Source organism: Caballeronia terrestris, from assembly GCF_001544515.1.
GTDB classification, from domain to species: Bacteria; Pseudomonadota; Gammaproteobacteria; order Burkholderiales; family Burkholderiaceae; genus Caballeronia; species Caballeronia terrestris.
On record NZ_FCOL02000070.1, the window covers coordinates 1 to 19842 of the forward strand.

Genomic DNA, 19842 nt, shown 5'->3' on the forward strand with positions numbered 1-19842 from the left:
GGTGGCGTGTCACACGCGGCGCTCGTCACCGGCCTGAAGCATTACCTCGGGCCATTCGAGGCGTATGCAACAGGTGCGGTGCCGGTCACGCCGTTTCGTGAAGAGCAAGGGCGCCAGCCCGTCGACAATTTTTACTATGAACAGGAAGACCGGCTCTTCGACGCCGCGCAGCGTTACGGCTTCAGCTGGAGCGTGCATCGCCCGCATACGATCATCGGATACGCTCTCGGGAACGCGATGAATATGGGAGTGACGCTAGCCGTCTACGCGTCGCTTTGCAAACAGGCTGGCGAACCTTTCGTGTTTCCTGGTTCTCCAACGCAATGGAACAGTCTGACCGACATGACCGACGCCCGGCTTCTGGCGCGCCATCTCGAATGGGCCGCGACCTCCGCAAACGCGCGCAATGAGGACTTCAACGTGGTCAACGGCGACGTGTTCCGCTGGAACTGGATGTGGTCGCGAATCGCGGAATACTTCGGCATCGAGGCCGCGCCATTCGACGGCAAGATGCGTCCGCTTGAACACCGGATGCAGGATAAGGGGGAGCAATGGTCCGAGATCGCGGCACGGTTCGATCTGGTCGAAACGGATATCGGCAGGCTGGCGTCATGGTGGCACACAGACGCCGACCTTGGTCGTCCGATGGAGGTGCTCACCGATATGACGAAAAGCCGCAAGGCGGGATTCCTGGACTATCAGAGCACGTCCGACGCCTTCTTTGAGTTGTTTGACCGGCTTAAGGTTGAGCGCGTTATTCCGCAATGAACATGACGCAGCTAATCAAAATGCCGCGATCTGCCGCCGAGACAGTGTGTCGTCAAATTCCCGACGGCTATGCGTTTTGACACGGTCTCGGCCGGCTGCTGCCGCACAGCCGAGCAGCCGATGCACGCTGCCCGCGCGAACGGCTCGTGGCCATCCGCACGTGAAAGGCCGCCCGTCTCATGAGGCCGGTAACAAATTTAATTCGCGTCGTCCGAACGCTTGTCCAGCAAGGCTGGACCATTACGGGAACGCCGCGTCGTCGCGAGTTGACAGAATTACTGTCTCAACGGTGACAAATTTAATGTGGTCTACGCCAGCGACGCCGTTTCAACGCCCCTTCACAGCAAAGAGATCGAGGCTTCTCAACGGGGGATGCTCGATAGGATGGGAGGACGCCCAAGACGTAAGTGTCGCTTGTCACTTGACGGAGAGGAGAGTGCAAGCTATTGCGTGCGCATGGGGAAACTGATTTTTCTCATCCGGGCGAGTTAGTTCGCCAGCAGTGTCTACAGCGCTTCGATCTCAGCGTGACAGAAGGTGCACGCGTCTTGGGCGTCACGCGGCAGGCGTTGACCAACCTGATCACGGGCAAGGCCGGCATCTCGCCCGAGATGGCGTTGCGACTCGAACTTGCATTCGGTGGGCGAGCAGAAACCTGGCTTCAACGGCAGTTGCTGCACGACCTGGCTCAGGCACGCAAGCGCCACGCCGAGTTGAATGTCGCGCCGATTTCATCGGAGCGACAAACCGCGCTCTTCTAGCTTTTAGTAACCACGGCGAAGAGAACGCACCTTTTTACTGGCTAAAAATTAGGATACTTCGATGCCGCTTCCGCCGCGACTCACCGATGACCATGTGGATGGACTATTTGACGCCCGCCGCCGGCCCGAGGACGTCGTTATGCCATGCGAGCAGTGCGGTGCGATGCCGGCGGTCAAGGTGAATCTGATTGGGGAGGAGAAACGGCTGTGCAATAAGTGTCATGGGCGGTATCACGCCAGTAACTGGGAGATCTGGGCTGGCTGATGTTGGCTGGTCGCGGGTGTGCATTTCGCGGCTCAGCTCTCAACGGACAAAGCCTCACCGCAGCACGCTTGTTTAATGGACGTTCCCACAGGTTCTCTGAAGAACAGGTAATTTCAGCCGTGCTCAGCGGAAAGCATAAGCATTGGCGCGGGCATCATGAAGGGCGTGATGCTCGCCTCCATGCGTGCCGACATACTCGGCAAGCCGGGCGACATCGAGCTTTTGCGCGATGTTTTCTGTTTTCCAGCCCCGCGGCATCGGGGCACCCAACAGGGTGTTGATGAGCTGAAGATCCCCCTCGAAGTCATAGCTCAGCACGGGTTTGGGCTTGATCGGAATAGCCGACAGCCACACCGTATGCCCAACTCGAAGCGCACCGCGAGCAGATCCGGGCACATTTCAGCGCCGCGGACGGCATTGAGGAGCACGATGTGTCATGCCTTAACCGGTGCTGGCAAAGGTAGGGCGACCTCCTCGCCTACTCGCAGGCCGCCCTTCGAACATATTGGGCGCAGTTGCACGTTGTGTACGTATGCGTTGGCTACGCACGTATAGCGCGCCTATCGCAAGTCGAGTCTTTGAATCCACACTTTACCCAACCGTCTTTGCTCGGCAGATAAATAAACGCATGGAACCACGCTTGTCGCCTCTCGAACCTATATTAGTAAGCTTTGACCAAAAACCTGTCTAGAATATCGGCGAAAGTGTTAAAAGCTGGGCGGATCGCTGTATCGCTCACGCAGGCGTACCCCAGCAAAACGCCGCTGGCTGACTCCTCGCGTCCCATAAAATATGATGAAAGGGGGCGCATCAGGATGCCAGCAGAGTGAGCAGCGCTGACTAATCTTTTATCGTCGACATAGCTCGGCAGCAAGAGGGTAAGGTGTAGACCGACATCACCACCAGCGATTCGCAATTGATTTCCATAACGTTCATTAATCGCTAAGATAAGCAGCTCTCGACGCCACTTGTATAGCACACGCATCCGTCGAACATGAGAAGTGAAATATCCCTCATCAAGAAAGTCTGCTAATACAGCTTGGTGCAACTCCTGCCCCTCTCGATCCAGATCGGTTGATGCTATTGCAAAAGACTGGGCGAGCTCTGTTGGCACGACAATATATCCGATGCGGACCCCTGGAAATAGGGAACTGCTAAAGCTACCGATATACAAGACCTTCCCTGTTCCGTCCATACCTTGTAGTGATGGAAGTGGCTTGGTTCCATACTTAAATTCACTGTTGCAATCATCTTCTATGATCCAGCAGTTGTGCTCATCGGCATAGCCGAGCAGCATTTTGCGTCGATGAATGCTCATCTCCATACCAAGAGGGTAATGATGCGTGGGTGTCACAAGAATGAGCTTCGGAGGTGTCGCCATGTCGGACTTGCTCGGTGCTATGCCGTCATCGTCCACATGGATCGCCTTAAGCGCCAAACCTGACGCCTGTAGAACGTTCCGAGTACCCCAGTAGGAAGGATCTTCAATCCACATCAAATCCCCCGCGTCGGTGAGAAGCTGAATTGCCAAATCGATCGATTGATGGTTGCTCGTAGTGACAATTACCTGGCTTGGCGAACAGCGGACTGAGCGTGCGGAGTGCAGATAATCCGATATCGCCGACCTCAACTGTGCGTGACCGCCAGGGGGCGCATAGTTTAGGACTTTTTCAGGCGACCGCTGCCAATGTTTCTTCTGCAGACGGTTCCATGTTCGCGTGGGAAACCGTGCTAGGTCGGGTACGCCCGGCATGAACGCGCCGGGCTGCCGCTCGAACACTACGGCATCCGCATACAGACGGCGGCCTCTCTCACTCAGATTTGGCAGTGTACTAGGTAGGGTTGGCGCTTCATGTCCAGCCGGCTCAGCACTTTGGTCTTCTCGGGCGCCCTCGGACACAAAAGTCCCGCGGCCGGACGTTGCGACAAGGTACCCCTCCAGCATCAATTGCTCGAAAACTTGGGTGACCGTATTGCGGGCTATACCGAGCTCGGCGGAGAGAAGCCGGGACGAGGGCAACTTGGCCCGACTAGGAAGTGCGCCCGACAGAATTGCTGCTTGTAAGAGTTGGTGCAGCTGTCGGTACAACGGTTTCTCCCCGCTCCGCTCAAGACGATGCGCCAGCCAATCAGACAACGCAGTCGTAGCCAAAAGTGGCTCCTAAAAAATTAATTAAAATGGCCCTGACGGCGCTCACACAATCTTACTATATTCAATCAATGACGTTCTCTGAAGACCGCTGATGAGGCATCCGATAACATGCTACGAGGCACATTGGCCTAAGGGTTATTCGCGTTGTACTGTCGTGGCACCTGCATGCCGCGCCGTAAGATATTCGCAGCGGGTCTTTACCGCAAGACTCACGCGCGCGAGGCATAGCCTGTTAATAAGGGATTCTTCGTTCTTATCGGTAGCCGGGACGTGCAGGAAAGAGAGTGACTGTCGCTTTTAAGATAGACGCGCGAGACGCGCGCGAAAGAAACGAAACAAAGTGAATGCCATAAAAACAGCTTCCTACAGAGGGGGTTGAGGTAGTCGTAGTCGAGCCGTCGATCGATGCGGGGAAGTCGCGACCGCCATTGATAGGCGCCACATCGCAAAGCGTCTTTTTGCCGTTTCAATTGATGAGGAACAAAGCTTTGACTGTCAGCTTCCCCTTCAAAAAAGAAGTGGTAACGTCCCTTCGCAACAGGAAGCGTTACGCCGGTTCAATCCATGACGGGGAGACAGCATCGAAGTACGGCTATTCCTCCGCGCTCGTTCCTGGGGACCATCTTTACGGCTTTATGAGCCAAGTGGCAGTGGACGCGTGGGGCTTGGATTGGCTAGAGCGGGGTGTAATTTCCTCGCGCAGTCGTCGTCCCGCTTACGATAATCAAAAATTGCGTTTATCCACATCCGCTTTAAACCGTGAGGCCGACGGAGCAATGATTGCTGTTGAAATAAGTGATTTGAACGGCGAAGTTATCGCGATAGGGTCAATCGGGTTGCCCGATGTGGCCATTGCTCCGCCTTCCTTGAAGGATTTTCCTGTAATGCCGGCTCCTGCCGAGAGGCCAAAGGTCCATCGCGGTGCGATGTTCGCTGGTCAGCGCCTCTACACCAACAGCACCGAGATTGACGACGAACGGCATCGTGTGGCGCTGGCCGAATTTCAAGAGAGCTGGCCAAAGTACAGCGAAGAGCGAATTGTTCCGGCCGCGAGGTTATTGCGCCAAGCTTTGCGCGATGAGGTCGCTAGCTATGCTTATCCAACGCCTTCTATCTTCGTCAGCGCCGCGACACAACATTTCGGAACTGCGCGCGTCGGTGATGTGCTAACGACATCGTCCATCTTGACTGATACTAGCGAACACAAAGGGGCGTCGTATTTTGAATGCACAACCCTCGTTATCGCAAACCGCACGCGGGTCATCGCTCAAATAGATCGACGTACGATCTACGCGGCCGCGGTTTCAATCGGCTCGGACCGGCCTTAGGCTCGGACCGACGCAAGCCAAAACGTACTTAAGCTTGGTATTACCGACGAATAGTCGCTATAGCACTTTTAACTCGGATAGCAATGAAAATGGAAAGTTTAGATGTGCGTGGCCGATGGAAGGCACGGATGAACGCGGTGGAAGCGTGCACGTTACCGGAAACCGTCCCTGATCTGCTAGATTCTGCCACCAATAGGTACGGCGAACGCATCGCGCTGAACTTTTTCGAGGACGATATATCCGTAACGTATCAGACGTTGCGCGACCTCACATGTCGGGTTGCAGATGGCTTTACCAAGATGGGTATTACTAAAGGGGACCGGGTCGCAGTGATGCTGAGCAACCGACTCGAGTTTGCAGTGAGTTGGATCGCGATCGGTAGGATCGGGGCGATCATGGTGCCAATCAACCCAAATTATACCCCGCGTGAACTGCTGTATGTCCTAAATGACTCAGGCGCACTAGCGCTCGTTATTGAAGATTCGTTTTTGCCAACCTTGACCGAGATAGCGGGAGCTGCATCCTCGCTAAAAGATGATAAGGTCGTGGTTGCGGGGAAACATGAAAACGCTAACGGACGCCTTCATTGGGACGACCTCCTTGTTAAAGATCAGGGATGCGTAGAGACCGTACAAGTTGCGCGCGACGATCTCCTGAACATCCAATATACGTCAGGAACTACTGGCTTGCCAAAGGGCTGCATGTTAAGCCACGACTATTGGCTTGTAATCACGCGTACATCCATTGCAGTGGACAGTGAGCCTGCTGTTCGGCTTCTTACGGCCCAACCTTGGTTTTACATGGATCCGCAATGGCATCTGTTAAAGACTTTATGGTCTGGTGGAACTCTGTACTGCGCAAAGCGGCCATCGCTTAGCCGCTATATATCGTGGCTTAAAAAATACAAGATTGAATGGTGCCAATTTCCGAAACTCGCAATGCAGCAACCGACCGAAGATGACGACGGGAACACGCGTCTGAAACACGCATTTTTGTCCGGGTGGCGTGGCGATGCCGAGTTGCATTTCGAAAGCCGATTTGCGGCGACCGGACGTGATATTTTTGGCATGACGGAAATTGGCATGGCACTCGCGATGCCTGGAGACGCAGTTAACATGATCGGAAAGGGGTCATGCGGGTTGCCAACGCCCTGGAGAAAGGCACGAATTTGCAACGCAAGCGGCGAGGAAGCTCTCCCCGGAGAAGTAGGAGAGCTCGAAATATCAGGGCGCGCGATCCTCCAGGGATACTGGAATAAACCCGAGGCTACGGCAGCCGCTTTCAACGGGGTTTGGTTTCGAACCGGGGACCTCTTTCGCTGCGACGACCAAGGATACTATTACATAGTCGGTCGAATCAAAGAGATGATTCGGCGCAGTAGTGAGAACATTTCCGCACGCGAAGTAGAAAGTGTTGTCCAAATGCTACCGGAGGTCTTTGACGCTGCGGCAGTTCCCGTTCCGGACGAACGGCGCGGCGAAGAAGTGAAACTATACATACAACTCAAACCAGGACTCACGCCGGCCGACTGCGACGTTGCAAAACTCCAATCTCATTGCGAGAGACTCCTTGCCCCGTTCAAGGTCCCGCGTTACTACTCTTTTATTGAAGAGTTTCCGCGAACATCATCGAACAAGATTGCCAAGTCGGCTCTGACAAACGCAGCAGTTGATCCTTTAAAAAACGCTTACGATCGTGTTGATTCAATCTGGAGGTAACTCATCGTAGTTCATAAAACAGCGACGAGCGAGTAACGCCGCACAAATCAGGGGGGACTGTCAGAATGCCCCCGAAGCTTTGAATAAAAGACAGCAGCTTGTGCGATACCAGAGTTGCTATCGACGTTACGGCCGATGCGTCAAACGAAGATTCTCCGAACCAATTTTGATTGAAAAAACGCAGCTACCCGGGTAACCCCTGTTGACAACAGAATTTGAGATGCCGATACTTGAAGCGCTTCATAAGTGAGGCGATCTTGCAAGAGAAATGCGCGATGAAGGTAAGGCAGGGTCCAGTTTTTTGGCCAGATGAAGCGTTTCATATATGCTAACGACGCTTAACGCGTGATGGTAGCGTCAACCTTGGCTCTCAAGGTATTTCGAACTGGGGCGACGGTAGCGTGAGTTCATTGGCAATGCGTTTGTCAATCGGCAGGTCGGCAATCTTTGATTGAGCTCGCCACTCTATTCATTAATAAGCTTGGAGCACTGGACCGTGTGCCCTATAAAGCATTAAGTCGCTTGTGCCCAATGATCAGGAAATTGTACAAATGAAGTCGGACCTTAGTAATCTCTATCAACCACGGCATATTGTAATTGTCGGTTTTTCCCTGAATGAAGAAAAGGAGCCGATTAAGTTTCTGAACGTCTTGCTGAAGCTGGGCTTCAGAGGAGAAATCTCCTTATTGGGGCGCGAGCGAGGGACCTACGCAGGGTGCGAGGTCTATGCAGACGCGAGTGATCTTCCGGGTGATATTGATCTCGCGTTCAGCATGTTGTCAGCTCAAAAGACATTAGAGGTCTTGCCTGCAGTTGCAGCGCGCGGCGTTTCCGTCGCCGTAGTGTTCACATCGGGTTTCGCTGAGATGGGGGCTGACGGCGATCAACTACAAAAAGCAGTGGTTGAAGCCTGCAACCAGAACGGCATGCGACTCATTGGACCGAATTGCCCGGGGTATTTTTATCTCCCAAACAAGATCAACCTGACCGGAATTCAAGACATCCCTGCCGGTCCCGTGGGCATGATCTCGCAAAGTGGCAACGTCGGCATTACGCTTTGGGATCAGGCGTCGATGCTGGACATCGGTTTTTCAGCGTTTGTTGGTGTTGGAAACCAAGCCGATGTGCCAATTCACGATCATATTGAGTTTCTTGGAAACGACGAAAACACGAAGGTCATTGCACTATATTTGGAAGGATTGCCAGCAGGCCAAGGCGCGCGCTTCCTTTCGGTCTGTCGGGAAGTAAGCAAGAAAAAACCAATTGTAGCTTTGAAAGGTGGCAGAACTTCCGGTGGGATGCGTGCAGCACAGTCGCATACGGCAGCTATGTCCTCTGCATCCAAGGTGTATTCGGCCCTGTTCGAGGATTGCGGGGTGATCGAAGTACACCACCTCGAGCATCTTCTTCCAATCTGTGAAGTGTTGTACCGGTGTCCTCCGATGAAGGGGAATCGAGTCGCCATCGTCGGCTCGGGAGGCGGACATTCAACCGTAGCAACAGACGAAATCGAGATTTCAGGTCTTAGCGTACCAGAGTTCAACCAAGAACTTCAGGCCGAGTTTGCGAAGCGACTGCCGGCTTACGCGCCAAAGCGGAATCCTGTCGATATGACAGGAGGATTCACGCGAGATCCAAGCCTGTTCGCGCAAATGACCACCCTCGTGCTCGAGCACGACAAATCGTTCGATGGCTTTATTAACTATGGGCTCTATGGGCTTTGGCATGGTGGCGAAGTGCATCCAAGCAGCCCATACACCTATGCAAGTGCTGCTCCATTACTTGGAAGTATTCAAGCTGCGCATCAGCTTCCAATCATTTTTTATACCCCCTACGCTTATCAGAATGATGTGTCGTTCACAGCGCTACGCCAGGCGGGAATTCCGTGCTACGCCAACTTGGACATCGCTGCGCTCGGGTTATCTTCGCTACACAAGCGACATAAATTTCTATCGTGTCCGGCGGTGTCCTATTCAAGTTCAGCGCCGGCAGCGGTAGGCGAAATGTTGACTCCGTCTGACATGCTTACAGAAGCGTCTGCGATCGAATATTTGACTAGCGACGGCGTAAGATTTCCCAAGTTTGAAGTGTGCCTGACGCCTGCAGAAGCGGCACAGGCCGCTGCCCGAATTGGATTTCCGATCGTCTTGAAGGCGATTCTTCCCGGCGTGCTTCACAAAAGTGACCTGGGTGGGGTCGTTACCGGAATAACAACGTGTGACGCAACAAAGCAAGCTGCAGAAGCAATGGCACTTCAGATTGCCAGTGCAATTGGAGCAGCTCGGCACACGGGATATCTCGTTTGCGAAGACGTAGGAAAGCATAGAGAGTTGTTCGTCGGCGTACGTACAGACAGTCTGCTTGGGAGCGTTGGTTTAATCGGTTTTGGTGGGGTCTATGCTGAGGCAGTGGACGACACAAGCGTATGCATCATGCCAGCCACACCCGAGCGAGTGACCGAGAGTCTTATGCGCTTACGCAGCGCATCAATGTGGGGAGAATTTCGAGGAGACTCGAGTGTTTCTGCCGCTGGCATTAGCGAACTGCTCAATAAATTGAATGGGTCACTGTTGCGCAACCCCGCAGTGAGTGCAATTGAGTGCAATCCCGTTATGTCAGTGGGATCCGAATTAATCGCCGTGGATGCGGCAATCGAATTTTTCCAAGGTAGCGCGAAATGAATACCGAACTTCCGATTACAGAGACAAAAGACGGCGTCCTTACGATCACGTTCAACCGGCCGGAAAAGCTAAACGCTTTGACTACGGCCATATACATACACATTCGTGACCAAGTGTTGGCTGCGAGCACCAACGACGAGATATCTGTAGTCGTCTTGAAGGGAAACGGGCGGGCATTCTCGTCTGGGTACGATCTGAAAGCTCAGATGAGTCAACGAACGATGGAGCAAAAGCTTCTTAGTCAGCACCTTGATGCCAACGGCGCTCGATGGGCAATTTGGAATTGTCGGAAGCCAGTGGTTGCATCAGTGCATGGTTACTGCCTTGCGGGCGCTCTTGAATTGGTGCTACCCGCAGACTTCACGATTGCGGCCGAAACGTGCAAATTTGGCATTCCAGAGATCTTGTACGGCGGCGGACCTGCTTTCAATATGTTTCCATGGATGATGAGCCACAAAAAGGCAAAGGAAATAATCCTGATGGGAGAGCATTTTTCGGCTCAGCAGGCCTACGAAGTCGGATTGGTTAATAAAGTAGTTCCAGACGATCAACTGGTAGACACTACAAATCGGTATGTCGAACGGCTAAAGCGTATGCCTCGGGGAGCCATTTGGATCAACAAGCAGGGATTGAACAGAGCCTACGAAACTGCCGGGATGGTGCCTCATATTAACAGCTGGCCCGATATGCTGACTGTCCTCGAGCATATGCCCGATCCTACACGCGATAGTTTCAGAGAAAAAGTGTTGAAAGACGGCCCACGTGCAGGGATGGAGTTTCGGGACGGAATTTTCGACAAGTAATTCTACGACTCTTGACATCTTAAGATTGAGCTAGCTTAGCCATCACTAGACGTCGAATCTGCACCGTCGCCTCAGAAGCAATTTTTTGGAATAGACATGACGAACAAAGCTGCAGTGCGTTTCAGCAACGTCTCTAAGACATATGGCGCAACGACGGTCCTCTCAGACTTTAATCTTGACATTAAAGCTGGCGAATTCGTCACGTTGCTTGGTCCGAGTGGCTCGGGGAAGACGACTGCTTTGAATGCACTGGCGGGATTCGTTGAAGGCACGGGTGGAGATATCACGATTGACAATCGCTCAGTATCACAGCTTGCTCCGGAAGATCGCGGAATCGGCATGGTGTTTCAAGGGTATTCGTTGTTCCCGCATATGTCAGTTTTTGACAACGTTGCGTTCCCTTTGAAGTTGAGGAAGGTTAGTCGGTTAGAGATTTCGAAACGAGTAGAGCGAGCTCTTGCGATGGTGCGTTTGGAAGGATATGCGAAACGCATGCCTAAAGAGCTTTCAGGTGGTCAACGCCAGCGGGTAGCATTCGCGCGTGCTGTGGTTTTCGAACCGCCAGTCTTATTGATGGACGAGCCGCTCTCCGCCCTCGACTTGAAACTGCGCGAAGCGATGAGATTGGAGATCAAGCAATACCATACTCAGCTGGGATGCACCATTGTCTTTGTCACTCACGACCAAGGGGAAGCGCTTTCCATGTCGGACCGGATTGCGGTCATGGGGAACGGGCGGATCATGCAGATAGATACGCCTCGCAAGTTGTACGACGCACCCAATAGTCGCTATATCGCGGAGTTTATTGGGCAAGCAAACTTCGTCGATTTAAACCTGATCGAAACGGATGAACCGCGCTGTAAGGATTCGTTTCGTGCGAGAAACTCCGCGAAGCTTGATGGTGGGAGTCTGGTAAGCATCCGTCCCGAGCGCCTGCGGCTGGGCAATACCGTGCAGCAAACCGATATTCAGTTTATGTGCACGGTCGATCAAGTTTTGTTTTTGGGCGAAACCACCGAATACAGCCTTATTACTGCGAATGGCCAAACATTGACTGTGCGTACGCCGGGCAGCATTGGCGCGATTGATCATGAGCGGGGTGAGCTTGTTAACGTAGGCTTCAAGTTATCCGATGCCGTCGCGCTCGAACAGTAACCCTACATTTACCGTGTCTAGGAGTATCTATGTCTAAGCTTCTAACTAGAAGGTCCGCTCTTGGGATCATAAGCTCTGCCGTTGGGGCAGTTGCGTTCGCTGGCATGCCGGCTTTTGGCCAAACGAAAGGAAAATTGACAGTCGCCGTCCCCGGTGGGGTCGTCAAAGATCTAGAAACAAATATTTACGCGAAGGCATTGGTCGCTGAAAAGGGTTATGACGTCCAAGTGGTAAACCAGCCAGACTCGGCCCTTGAACAATTGCGTGCTCAGGTTAAGTCAAGAAACGTTATTTGGGATGTTACTGAGATTAATTCGCTGACGTTCCCGGCGATGGATCAAGACCTGTTGGAAAAAATCGACTATTCGCTTGTTGATCCAAAAAATATTCTCCCGGCTTATGCCAAGCGACCGAACGCCGTTCTCGTACTAGTTTGGTCGACTGTTCTTGCTCAACGCGCTGATAAGCTGCCGCCAGGAAAGGAAATGAAGTCGTGGGCGGATTTTTGGGATGTAAAAACGTTTCCGGGGCCGCGTGCAATGCGCAAAACGTCGCATCACACGCTAGAGTTCGCCCTGATCGCAGATGGAGTACCGAAATCGAAGGTTTATGACGCACTTGCGACGAAGGAGGGTGTGGACAGGGCGTTTGCTAAGATGAATAAGATCAAGCCGCATATCAGCGCGTGGTGGGATAACGGCGCACAAGCCGTACAAGTAATGTCTAATGGAGAAGCCTTCTATACGCCAATGTTCACTGGCCGGTTACAGAGCCTTTCAGACTCAGGCATTCCCCTCAAACTCGTATGGGAGGGCGGCCTCTTTCACACGACATACCACGGCATATTGAAGGGTTCAAAGCACGTAAGGGAGGCGCATGATTGGCTCAGAATCCGAGCAACCAACGCTGAGCTCGCTGAGAAGTACGTGCAAACCGTTCCGTATCCGGCGCCGATTCCTGGTGCTTACGACAAACTTCCGGCATCGCTACAGGCGATGCTTCCCACGACGCCGCCACACCCTGAACAGCTATTCATTGCAAATGAAGCCTTTTGGTATTCTGAACGAGGGAATCAGATTCAAGACCGTTTCCTTGAGTGGATACTGGCCTAGCTACGATCTGGGAAGACTTTTCGAGCCTTAACCCTCAACAAACGAGGTGCCCAAATGATTAAACCGTCTCACGTTCTCATGATACCGGGGGTGTTACTTGTCTTCGCTTTTCTGCTTGTCCCGAGCCTCGACACATTCCACGCAAGTGTCTTCAACCCTGAGTTTTCGCTCCATTACTTCCAGGAACTGCTCGTTCGCCCCGCTTACTTGGACGTGTTGGCAAGAACGATCTCGGTAGCCCTAGTGGTTGCCGTCCTGTCTGCGGTTGTTGGATTTCCCATCGCGTATTACATTTCCATGCAGCCTTCGTCCCGTCAAGTTTGGTTGCTATACCTTTTCTTGATCCCTATGTGGATGAGTGCGCTAATTCGATCTTACGTGTGGATTGTGCTGATCGGTCGCGAGGGTGTCGTTAATGAGATGCTTAAAGCGATGCACTTCATTGACCATCCTTTAAGAATGATGTACACCACGGGCGCCGTCTACGTAGCGATGCTTCAGATCATGCTGCCGATCCAAGTGTTCAACTCATATAGTGCGATGAAAGATGTGGATTTGGACCTGATCAAGGCGGCAAGGGTGCTTGGCGCAAAGCCTCGGCAAGCAATGCGTCGAGTATTTCTGCCACTGAGCATCAAAGGTACCAGCACGGGCGCAGCGATCGTTTTTATGATGTCAACCGGATTCTTTATTACCCCTGCTCTGGTAGGTGGACCGAAGGACATTATGCTGGGCAATTTGATTGCATTCCACATCGAGCGAATGAATTCCGGGTTCGCGGCCGCGTTAGGGGTCGCATTACTGATCTCGGCGACAATTGGGGTGCTTGTTATTAAGAAGACGGGCGACTTACTCGCGCGACGACTGGCTTAACGACGATGAAAACAGGAAAATCGCTCAGTGTGTTTTTTTGGATTGCGGCGGCGTTCTTAAACCTGCCGCTCGTTCTCATCATTCCGATGTCCTTAACAAGCGGCGATTTCTTGCGGTTTCCGCCCACGGATGTTGGTATGCGATGGTACTCCAGCTACCTGCTTGATCCCCAGTGGATGGATGCGACCCTACTCTCGCTACGGGTAGCGCTATTATCCGGACTGCTCGCGACCGTCTTGGGGACGCTAACAGCACTTGGAATCGAACGCGGGCCTGCGCGACTGAGGCGCCCACTATTAACGTACATTGGGACGCCGGTTGTCATCCCTCAAATTTTTATGGCACTCGGCATCTTCGTGATCGCTTTACGACTTGATTTACTGAGTAACGAGGCGATACTAGTCGGTGCACACGCAACGATGGGATTTCCGTTTGTCGTACTCATTGTAATGGCCCAGGTTCAGCAACTTGACATTGCAGTTGAGCGGGCTGCACGCATTCATGGAGCGACCGCCACCCGTGCCTTCTTCTCCGTGACCCTGCCTTCGCTACGCGCAAGTATCGTTTCCGGTTTTATTATTGCGTTTTTCACGTCGTTCGATGAGCTGACTGTTGCGCTTTTTCTTATGAATGGCCATGAAACACTACCCATGATGCTTTGGGCGAATATGAGGCTTGATGTAAGTCCGATCGTAGCGTCAGTGGCGAGCGTTCTGATGGTTGGAACTACTGCGGGATTGTTGACGGCGGAGTTTTTCCGTCGACGCGCAAGCGATGAGAAAACTCTTGTCGGAGTGCATTGACCTCGGCAGCTAATGAGCTCGACCTCCGTCGGTGAACATTGCGAATCAGCGAAAGCTCAAAATTAATTTAGCTCGCCCCGGGGGTTTGCTCTGGCTTTCCGGCGCCGTGCCCGGTGAAGCGAGACTAGGAGCCGGGCACGGCGGTTGGCTATCCAGCTTGTTTGTGTCCAACAGGGCCTCGATGCCTGTTTGACGAGCAAAGCTCCCGAGAAAATGTTGTCCACGCATTCGTACAACCGTTTAGGAGCGGCTGCTGATGCCTGGCAATGCTCCGATCGCACCGTTGCATTTACGCATGACTCGCCCGTTGCTAGGCCTTTGAGACCGCATCGGTTTCTTTGCGAACGTTACTCTGTAGTACCCCTAAAATACAAATGGTCTGTCTATGAAGCATCCACGCAATCAATATGCTGCGCTTATAAGCGCCGCTGCTTTCGCGTCTCCGGTGTTTGCCCAGAGCAGCGTTACGCTTTACGGCATCCTCGACGACTCAATAACGTATCAAAATAGCCAGACGACCGTTGGATCAACCATTGGGGGGCGATCCAACGTGAAAATGCTCGCCGGAGTCTGGTCGGGAAGCCGGTTCGGCCTAAAGGGCGGAGAAGATTTGGGCGGCGGAACTAAGGCTATCTTCCAGCTTGAATCGGGCTTTAACCTGGCGACAGGAGGGCAGCAATTTGCTAACGCGATGTTTGGCAGACAGGCGTGGGTCGGCCTGACGAACCCTGTCTACGGCACTTTCACAGCGGGGCGCCAATACACGCCGTATTATTCCATTCTCGCGCCCTACGGCCCGACTACTTGGCTAACCGGGGCATACGGAGCCCACCCGGGCGATTTGGACGGTATGGACACGGTATACAGAGCTAATAACTCTCTGGTGTACATCTCCCCAACTGTATATGGGATTACGGCCGGTGGTTCGTACTCGCTCGCGGGCGTACCTGGAAGCCTAAATCAGGGCTCGACTTGGAGCGGCGCCCTCAGATACGTGAATGGTCCAATTGGAATCGCAGCAGGCATTACGCGGGTCAACAATTCAACACCAGGCGGCGGAGTCTATGGTGCCGACTCAACTACATCCTCCGGCGGGCAGCCTGGAGTTTCAGCGATAACGAATGGTTACCAGACCGCACAGTCACAACAGCGAATTGCGGTGACGGGAGGATACACCTTTACACAGAATCTCGACGTGACGTTTTCATATTCGAACGTACAATACATTCCGGGGATCAATTCCAGCTTTAAAAGCACGGCAATCTTTAATACTGCGGGCGCAGTACTTCATTGGAAAACCACTCCAGCTCTAGACCTTGCTGCTGGATACAGCTATACGCGTGCGTCTAAGGCCAATGGAATTACAAGCGGCGCGCAGTATCAACAAATTAGTGTTGCCGAATACTATTCCGTATCAAAACGTACCGGGTTTTATTTCTTGCAAGGTTATCAACGCGCAAATGGAAAGACGTTAGGGACGAACGGGGTAAATATCATTACCGCAACAGCATCCATTGGCGATAATTTCCAGTCCGCGCCTTCGTCCTCACCAAGCCAGCTCGCGACAAGTATCGGCATAATCCATCGATTCTAAAAAAGATAGCTTTTTCTCGCCGTCCTCATTACCGGGGCCGGCCCCATCGTTCGCGGCGAGGATAAGCCTAACTCAGTTTGACGAACGGCTAAATATCAAGGCTAAAAACATGAGTACCATTAGCGAGAGTAGTCCGGATGCGATGCTTCGGGTCCGAATGAGTGCACAAGATACCACTTATCGCAGCGTCGTTATTCCGGCTGCACGAATCATGGGACTTTTTGCAGATTGCGTAACGCAGATCACGCTACGGGAGGACCAGGACGGAAGCCTCTTAGCCGCCTATGAAAACGCACAATTTCGCAAATCAGTTCATATCGGGGATTACCTCGAATTGCAGGCGAGAGTCCTTTCTAGAGGAAATCGGTCGCGTCGAGTTGGTGTGATCGCGCTACGCCATATCCGGACGCCGGGGCCCGGTGAACCGGACACGCCGCCGGCCGTCGTTTGCGAACCCCCCGAAATCGTCGCGGAGGCCGTCATCGTCGTCGTGATCCGGCGTAAGGGAACCGAATAAACCCTATCCCGAGGTCGCATTCGCAATGAACGAAAGCAATTTAATTTAAAGGCCGGTTTAATGAACATCGAAGCATCTTATGATCAGTTTCGGAAACGAATTGAAAGCGAACCGTTGCTCAAAAACGTCGGTGCGCTTGTAGATTTTTCCATACAACGTTACGGAGATAAGGCCGCGTGGATCCCAGTCGATAATGAAGGCGCGGAGTTGTCCTATAGTGAACTCGGACGTTTAATCGCGCGCTCCGCTAATGCTTTTATGGCACTTGGGGTGGAAAAGGGCTCGCATGTAGCGCTCCTTATGCCAAGTACCCCAGAGCATCTGTGTGCTTGGGTTGCGCTGGCAAAGCTAGGCGCAGTTTCGATTGGTATTAATCCGAATTATACCACTCAGGAACTTGTCTACACGCTTACTGACAGCGAGGCGGAGTTTCTGCTAACAGCAGATCAATTCGTACCAAAACTCGCAACGCTGATCCAAGATAATCAGGCGATTGCCCTGAAGAAAGTCGCTGTTAGCGGCGCTAGTGGCCCCGCATCGACCTCGAGATGGGAAAATTTACTCGCTGAGGCGGACGATCACTTCGACTCATCCCACATTGATGTCAGCGGAGAAGATCCAATCAACATTCTTTACACGTCGGGGTCTACAGGCTTTCCTAAAGGGTGTGTCCTTCCTCATAATTATTGGGTGATTAAGGGGAAAGTCGTCGCCGGTCTCTGGCCGGAGACAACAAGAATTTTGTGTGATGCGCCCTTTCATTACATGGGGCCGCTATGGCGATTCTCTTTTGCCTGTTATCTAGGTGCCGCTATCTGCGTCGCCCCGCGAGCGAGTCTAACTCGGTTTGTCGATCGGTGGAAAACGCATAAGATTGACTTCGGATGGATTAACAATGCTATGGCGATGACAGCCGTCGGGACATCGGATAGTGAAAACAGCTTGAAAGTGTTGGGAACGTCCGGAATCAGCCCGAACTTGCAAAAATTGGCCGAGGCCCGCTTTGGAGTGCCGATCCGAGAGCACTATGGCATGACCGAAGTGGGACTTGCAACTGTAATGCCACTTGGCGCTGACGAAATGCTTGGGAGCGGTTCATGTGGGCTTACGGCGCCATTCAGAGATTGCATGATCGCTGACGAATGCGGAAACGCCATTGAGCGGGGCAAGGTGGGTGAACTGTATGTCCGCGGTCCGGGAATTGTTAAAGGCTATATAGGAAAACCTGAAGCAAACGCTCAGGCGTTCCGCGGCGCTTGGTTCAAAACGGGTGACCTGTTCTGGCAGGACGAGAGGGGCTATTTTTACTTCCACAGTAGGATCAAGGACATCATTCGCCGAAGTGCAGAAAACATTTCAGCGTCCGAAGTTGAGGCCGCTTTATATGGTATTCCAGAAGTAGAGGATGTCGCCGTTGGACCGGTCAAAGACGAGATGAGGGGTGAAGAAGTCAAAGCATTTATAATTCTTAAGCCTGGCTTCGATCCCGTTTCCCTTAGCCCCGAAAGAATCGTTGTCTATTGTAGCAAGATTCTCGCGCGATATAAAATCCCCAGGTATTATCAATACTTCCAGGATTTCCCGCGCACTAGCTCAGACAAAATCGCCAAGAGATTGTTGCTGGACGGAGAAGGAGTGGCCGTCACTACCACGTATGACGTTACGAACGGCACGTGGAGTTGAGAGACGTCGAGCCGTGAATTGCAATATTGATGAAGGCATAGAATGCAAATGAAATCCGAGGCGTATCCCTTTTCGTCTTATCCTTGGCAGACAAGTCATGATCTTCGTTTCGCTGACGTTGATGCAAACGGCCACATAAACAACGGTGCATTTAGTGCGATCATGGAATCTAGCAGGAGCCTTATGTTTTTCTCGGACGACATTAAGGACGTAGCTCCGTATAATTTTGTCTTGGCACGGTTTGAAATAGACTTTTTTTCTTCGCTGTCGTTTCCTGGGACAGTCCGTGCAGGGGTAGGGGTGCTGAGGGTCGGGAAGACCTCACTATTACTGAAACAAGCTTTGTTTAATCCCGCCCGATGTGTGGCGGAAGCTTACTCGACCATTGTGGCGACCGACCCCGCCACGGGGCGCCCTCGTGAGCTAGGGGATGCGCTTCGCATGCAATTTAGACGCTGGCTTCTCGGGCCGGAGCGCCCGCAAATTGATTGATTCTGCAAAATTCCATCGTGGCACTAATACAATTTTTGAACTAATAAGGCGGCAAGTGCAATGAAGGCTGTTATTAGTAACTATGCAGGCGGTCCGGATTCGCTGACGGTGGAAGAGCGCCCAACGCCGGAACCTCAGGCAGGTGAGGTCCTATTGTCCGTGCGGGCTTGCGGTGTTAATTATCCCGATGTGCTCATTATCAGGGACCTATACCAAATCAAACCCGAGAGGCCGTTTATCCCTGGAACCGAAGTCTCCGGGGTTGTTGAAAAAGTCGGTTCGGGGGTTTTAAATCTGAACGTTGGTGATCGAGTTATCGGCTTTAGCACTCATGGAGGCATGGCACAGCAAATCGCACTATCGGCGGATAGCTGCGTTTTGATCCCTAACGAAATGCCTTTTGATGAGGCTGCGGTTTTCACCACAACATTCGGCACTTCGTATCACGCTTTAAAGAATCGGGCTGATCTGAGATTGGGAGAAACGTTGCTCGTGCTCGGCGCTGCGGGCGGGACTGGTATTGCGGCCGTTGAAATTGGAAAGGCTTTAGGCGCTAAGGTGATTGGAGCTGTATCAACGGAAAAAAAAGCTTCCTTTGTATTGTCGTGCGGTGCTGACGAATGTTTCGTCTATCCTGCAAATCTTCTTTCTCCTGATGGGAAGCGGGATATGGCAAATCAATGCAAAGAAGCATGTGGTCCGCGCGGTGCCGACGTAATCTATGATCCAGTCGGCGGTGATTACAGCGAGGCGGCTCTAAGGGCTATGTCTTATGGAGGCCGACACCTCATTGTAGGCTTTCCAGGCGGCGTCCCAAGGATACCGATGAATTTACCGCTTTTGAAATCTTGCCAGATTGTAGGCGTTTATTACGATTCGTTCACAAAGCGTGAACCAGGTCTTAACCGCACCAATACGAATGAGTTGTTTGACCTGTATCGATCAGGGGCAATATCACCGAAGATTTCGGCACGTTATGACATTAATTCAGTGTCAGAAGCTTTTCGAAGCATCGAGGCCCGCGAGGCGATAGGAAAAATTGCTGTTGTCTTCGATTAAGTAGTCGGTCTTGCAGAATCGCGCGAAGCCAAGCGCAGCGTGCGGATAGGTGCAGATAAGCAGTTGCGAAACTCCCAG

The 19842-nt window shown here is 52.5% G+C and carries 17 protein-coding genes; 15 read left to right on the forward strand and 2 right to left on the reverse strand.

Annotated elements, in window-relative coordinates; all coding sequences use genetic code 11:
- Both AWB67_RS29845 and AWB67_RS29850 read left to right on the forward strand, forming a co-directional pair.
- The coding region (locus tag AWB67_RS29845) for a Rossmann-fold NAD(P)-binding domain-containing protein (RefSeq protein ID WP_125477726.1) at nt 1-768 on the forward strand (768 nt) is incomplete at its 5' end.
- Nucleotides 769-1214: 446 nt separating this feature from the next.
- Complete coding sequence (locus AWB67_RS29850) at nt 1215-1529, forward strand: HigA family addiction module antitoxin (RefSeq protein WP_087659749.1); 315 nt, start codon at nt 1215-1217, stop codon at nt 1527-1529.
- A gap of 388 nt (nt 1530-1917) precedes the next feature.
- On the opposite strand, the gene AWB67_RS29860 is transcribed toward AWB67_RS29850, so the two are convergent.
- Together AWB67_RS29860 and pdxR are read right to left on the reverse strand one after the other, a co-directional pair.
- Complete coding sequence (locus tag AWB67_RS29860) at nt 1918-2148, reverse strand: hypothetical protein (protein ID WP_087659751.1); 231 nt, start codon at nt 2146-2148, stop codon at nt 1918-1920.
- 307 nt (nt 2149-2455) lie between these two features.
- Complete coding sequence (gene pdxR, locus AWB67_RS29865; protein WP_087659752.1) at nt 2456-3946, reverse strand: MocR-like pyridoxine biosynthesis transcription factor PdxR; 1491 nt, start codon at nt 3944-3946, stop codon at nt 2456-2458.
- A 488-nt stretch (nt 3947-4434) separates the two neighbouring features.
- Here pdxR and AWB67_RS29870 point away from each other — a divergent pair, with 488 nt between their 5' ends.
- The 13 genes from AWB67_RS29870 to AWB67_RS29930 all read left to right on the forward strand — a co-directional run bounded on the left by AWB67_RS29870 (nt 4435) and on the right by AWB67_RS29930 (nt 19764).
- Nucleotides 4435-5274, forward strand: a complete 840-nt coding sequence (locus AWB67_RS29870; RefSeq protein WP_125477727.1) for a hypothetical protein — start codon at nt 4435-4437, stop codon at nt 5272-5274.
- A gap of 128 nt (nt 5275-5402) precedes the next feature.
- On the forward strand, nt 5403-6992 hold the full coding sequence (locus AWB67_RS29875) for a class I adenylate-forming enzyme family protein (protein ID WP_235025403.1): 1590 nt from the start codon (nt 5403-5405) through the stop codon (nt 6990-6992).
- Between the two features lie 551 nt (nt 6993-7543).
- Nucleotides 7544-9673 carry an acetate--CoA ligase family protein gene (locus tag AWB67_RS29880; RefSeq protein ID WP_087659755.1) on the forward strand — a complete coding sequence of 710 codons (2130 nt, stop codon included), beginning with the start codon at nt 7544-7546 and terminating at the stop codon, nt 9671-9673.
- Nucleotides 9670-10476 (forward strand): enoyl-CoA hydratase/isomerase family protein, encoded by an 807-nt coding sequence (locus tag AWB67_RS29885; RefSeq protein WP_087659756.1) that lies wholly within the window; start codon nt 9670-9672, stop codon nt 10474-10476. The genes AWB67_RS29880 and AWB67_RS29885 overlap by 4 nt, the downstream gene beginning before the upstream one ends.
- A gap of 96 nt (nt 10477-10572) precedes the next feature.
- Nucleotides 10573-11631 carry an ABC transporter ATP-binding protein gene (locus tag AWB67_RS29890; RefSeq protein ID WP_087659757.1) on the forward strand — a complete coding sequence of 353 codons (1059 nt, stop codon included), beginning with the start codon at nt 10573-10575 and terminating at the stop codon, nt 11629-11631.
- A gap of 134 nt (nt 11632-11765) precedes the next feature.
- The gene (locus AWB67_RS29895; RefSeq protein WP_200822341.1) at nt 11766-12743 is read left to right on the forward strand and encodes an extracellular solute-binding protein; all 978 of its coding nucleotides are present in this window, start codon (nt 11766-11768) and stop codon (nt 12741-12743) included.
- Nucleotides 12744-12797: 54 nt separating this feature from the next.
- Nucleotides 12798-13616: an ABC transporter permease gene (locus AWB67_RS29900; protein ID WP_087659759.1), complete on the forward strand. Its 819-nt coding sequence runs from the start codon at nt 12798-12800 to the stop codon at nt 13614-13616.
- 5 nt (nt 13617-13621) lie between these two features.
- Complete coding sequence (locus tag AWB67_RS29905) at nt 13622-14419, forward strand: ABC transporter permease (RefSeq protein WP_087659760.1); 798 nt, start codon at nt 13622-13624, stop codon at nt 14417-14419.
- A 385-nt stretch (nt 14420-14804) separates the two neighbouring features.
- Nucleotides 14805-16013, forward strand: coding sequence for a porin (locus AWB67_RS29910; protein ID WP_087659761.1), 1209 nt, complete (start codon nt 14805-14807; stop codon nt 16011-16013).
- 109 nt (nt 16014-16122) lie between these two features.
- Entirely contained in the window at nt 16123-16530 is a 408-nt protein-coding gene (locus AWB67_RS29915) for a hypothetical protein (protein WP_200822342.1), read from the forward strand.
- A 60-nt stretch (nt 16531-16590) separates the two neighbouring features.
- A complete protein-coding gene (locus AWB67_RS29920) occupies nt 16591-18213 on the forward strand; it encodes a class I adenylate-forming enzyme family protein (RefSeq protein ID WP_087659762.1) in 1623 nt (540 codons plus the stop codon).
- A gap of 42 nt (nt 18214-18255) precedes the next feature.
- Nucleotides 18256-18705, forward strand: a complete 450-nt coding sequence (locus AWB67_RS29925; protein ID WP_087659763.1) for an acyl-CoA thioesterase — start codon at nt 18256-18258, stop codon at nt 18703-18705.
- 60 nt (nt 18706-18765) lie between these two features.
- The gene (locus tag AWB67_RS29930; protein ID WP_087659764.1) at nt 18766-19764 is read left to right on the forward strand and encodes an NADPH:quinone oxidoreductase family protein; all 999 of its coding nucleotides are present in this window, start codon (nt 18766-18768) and stop codon (nt 19762-19764) included.
- Nucleotides 19765-19842 lie beyond the last annotated feature (78 nt).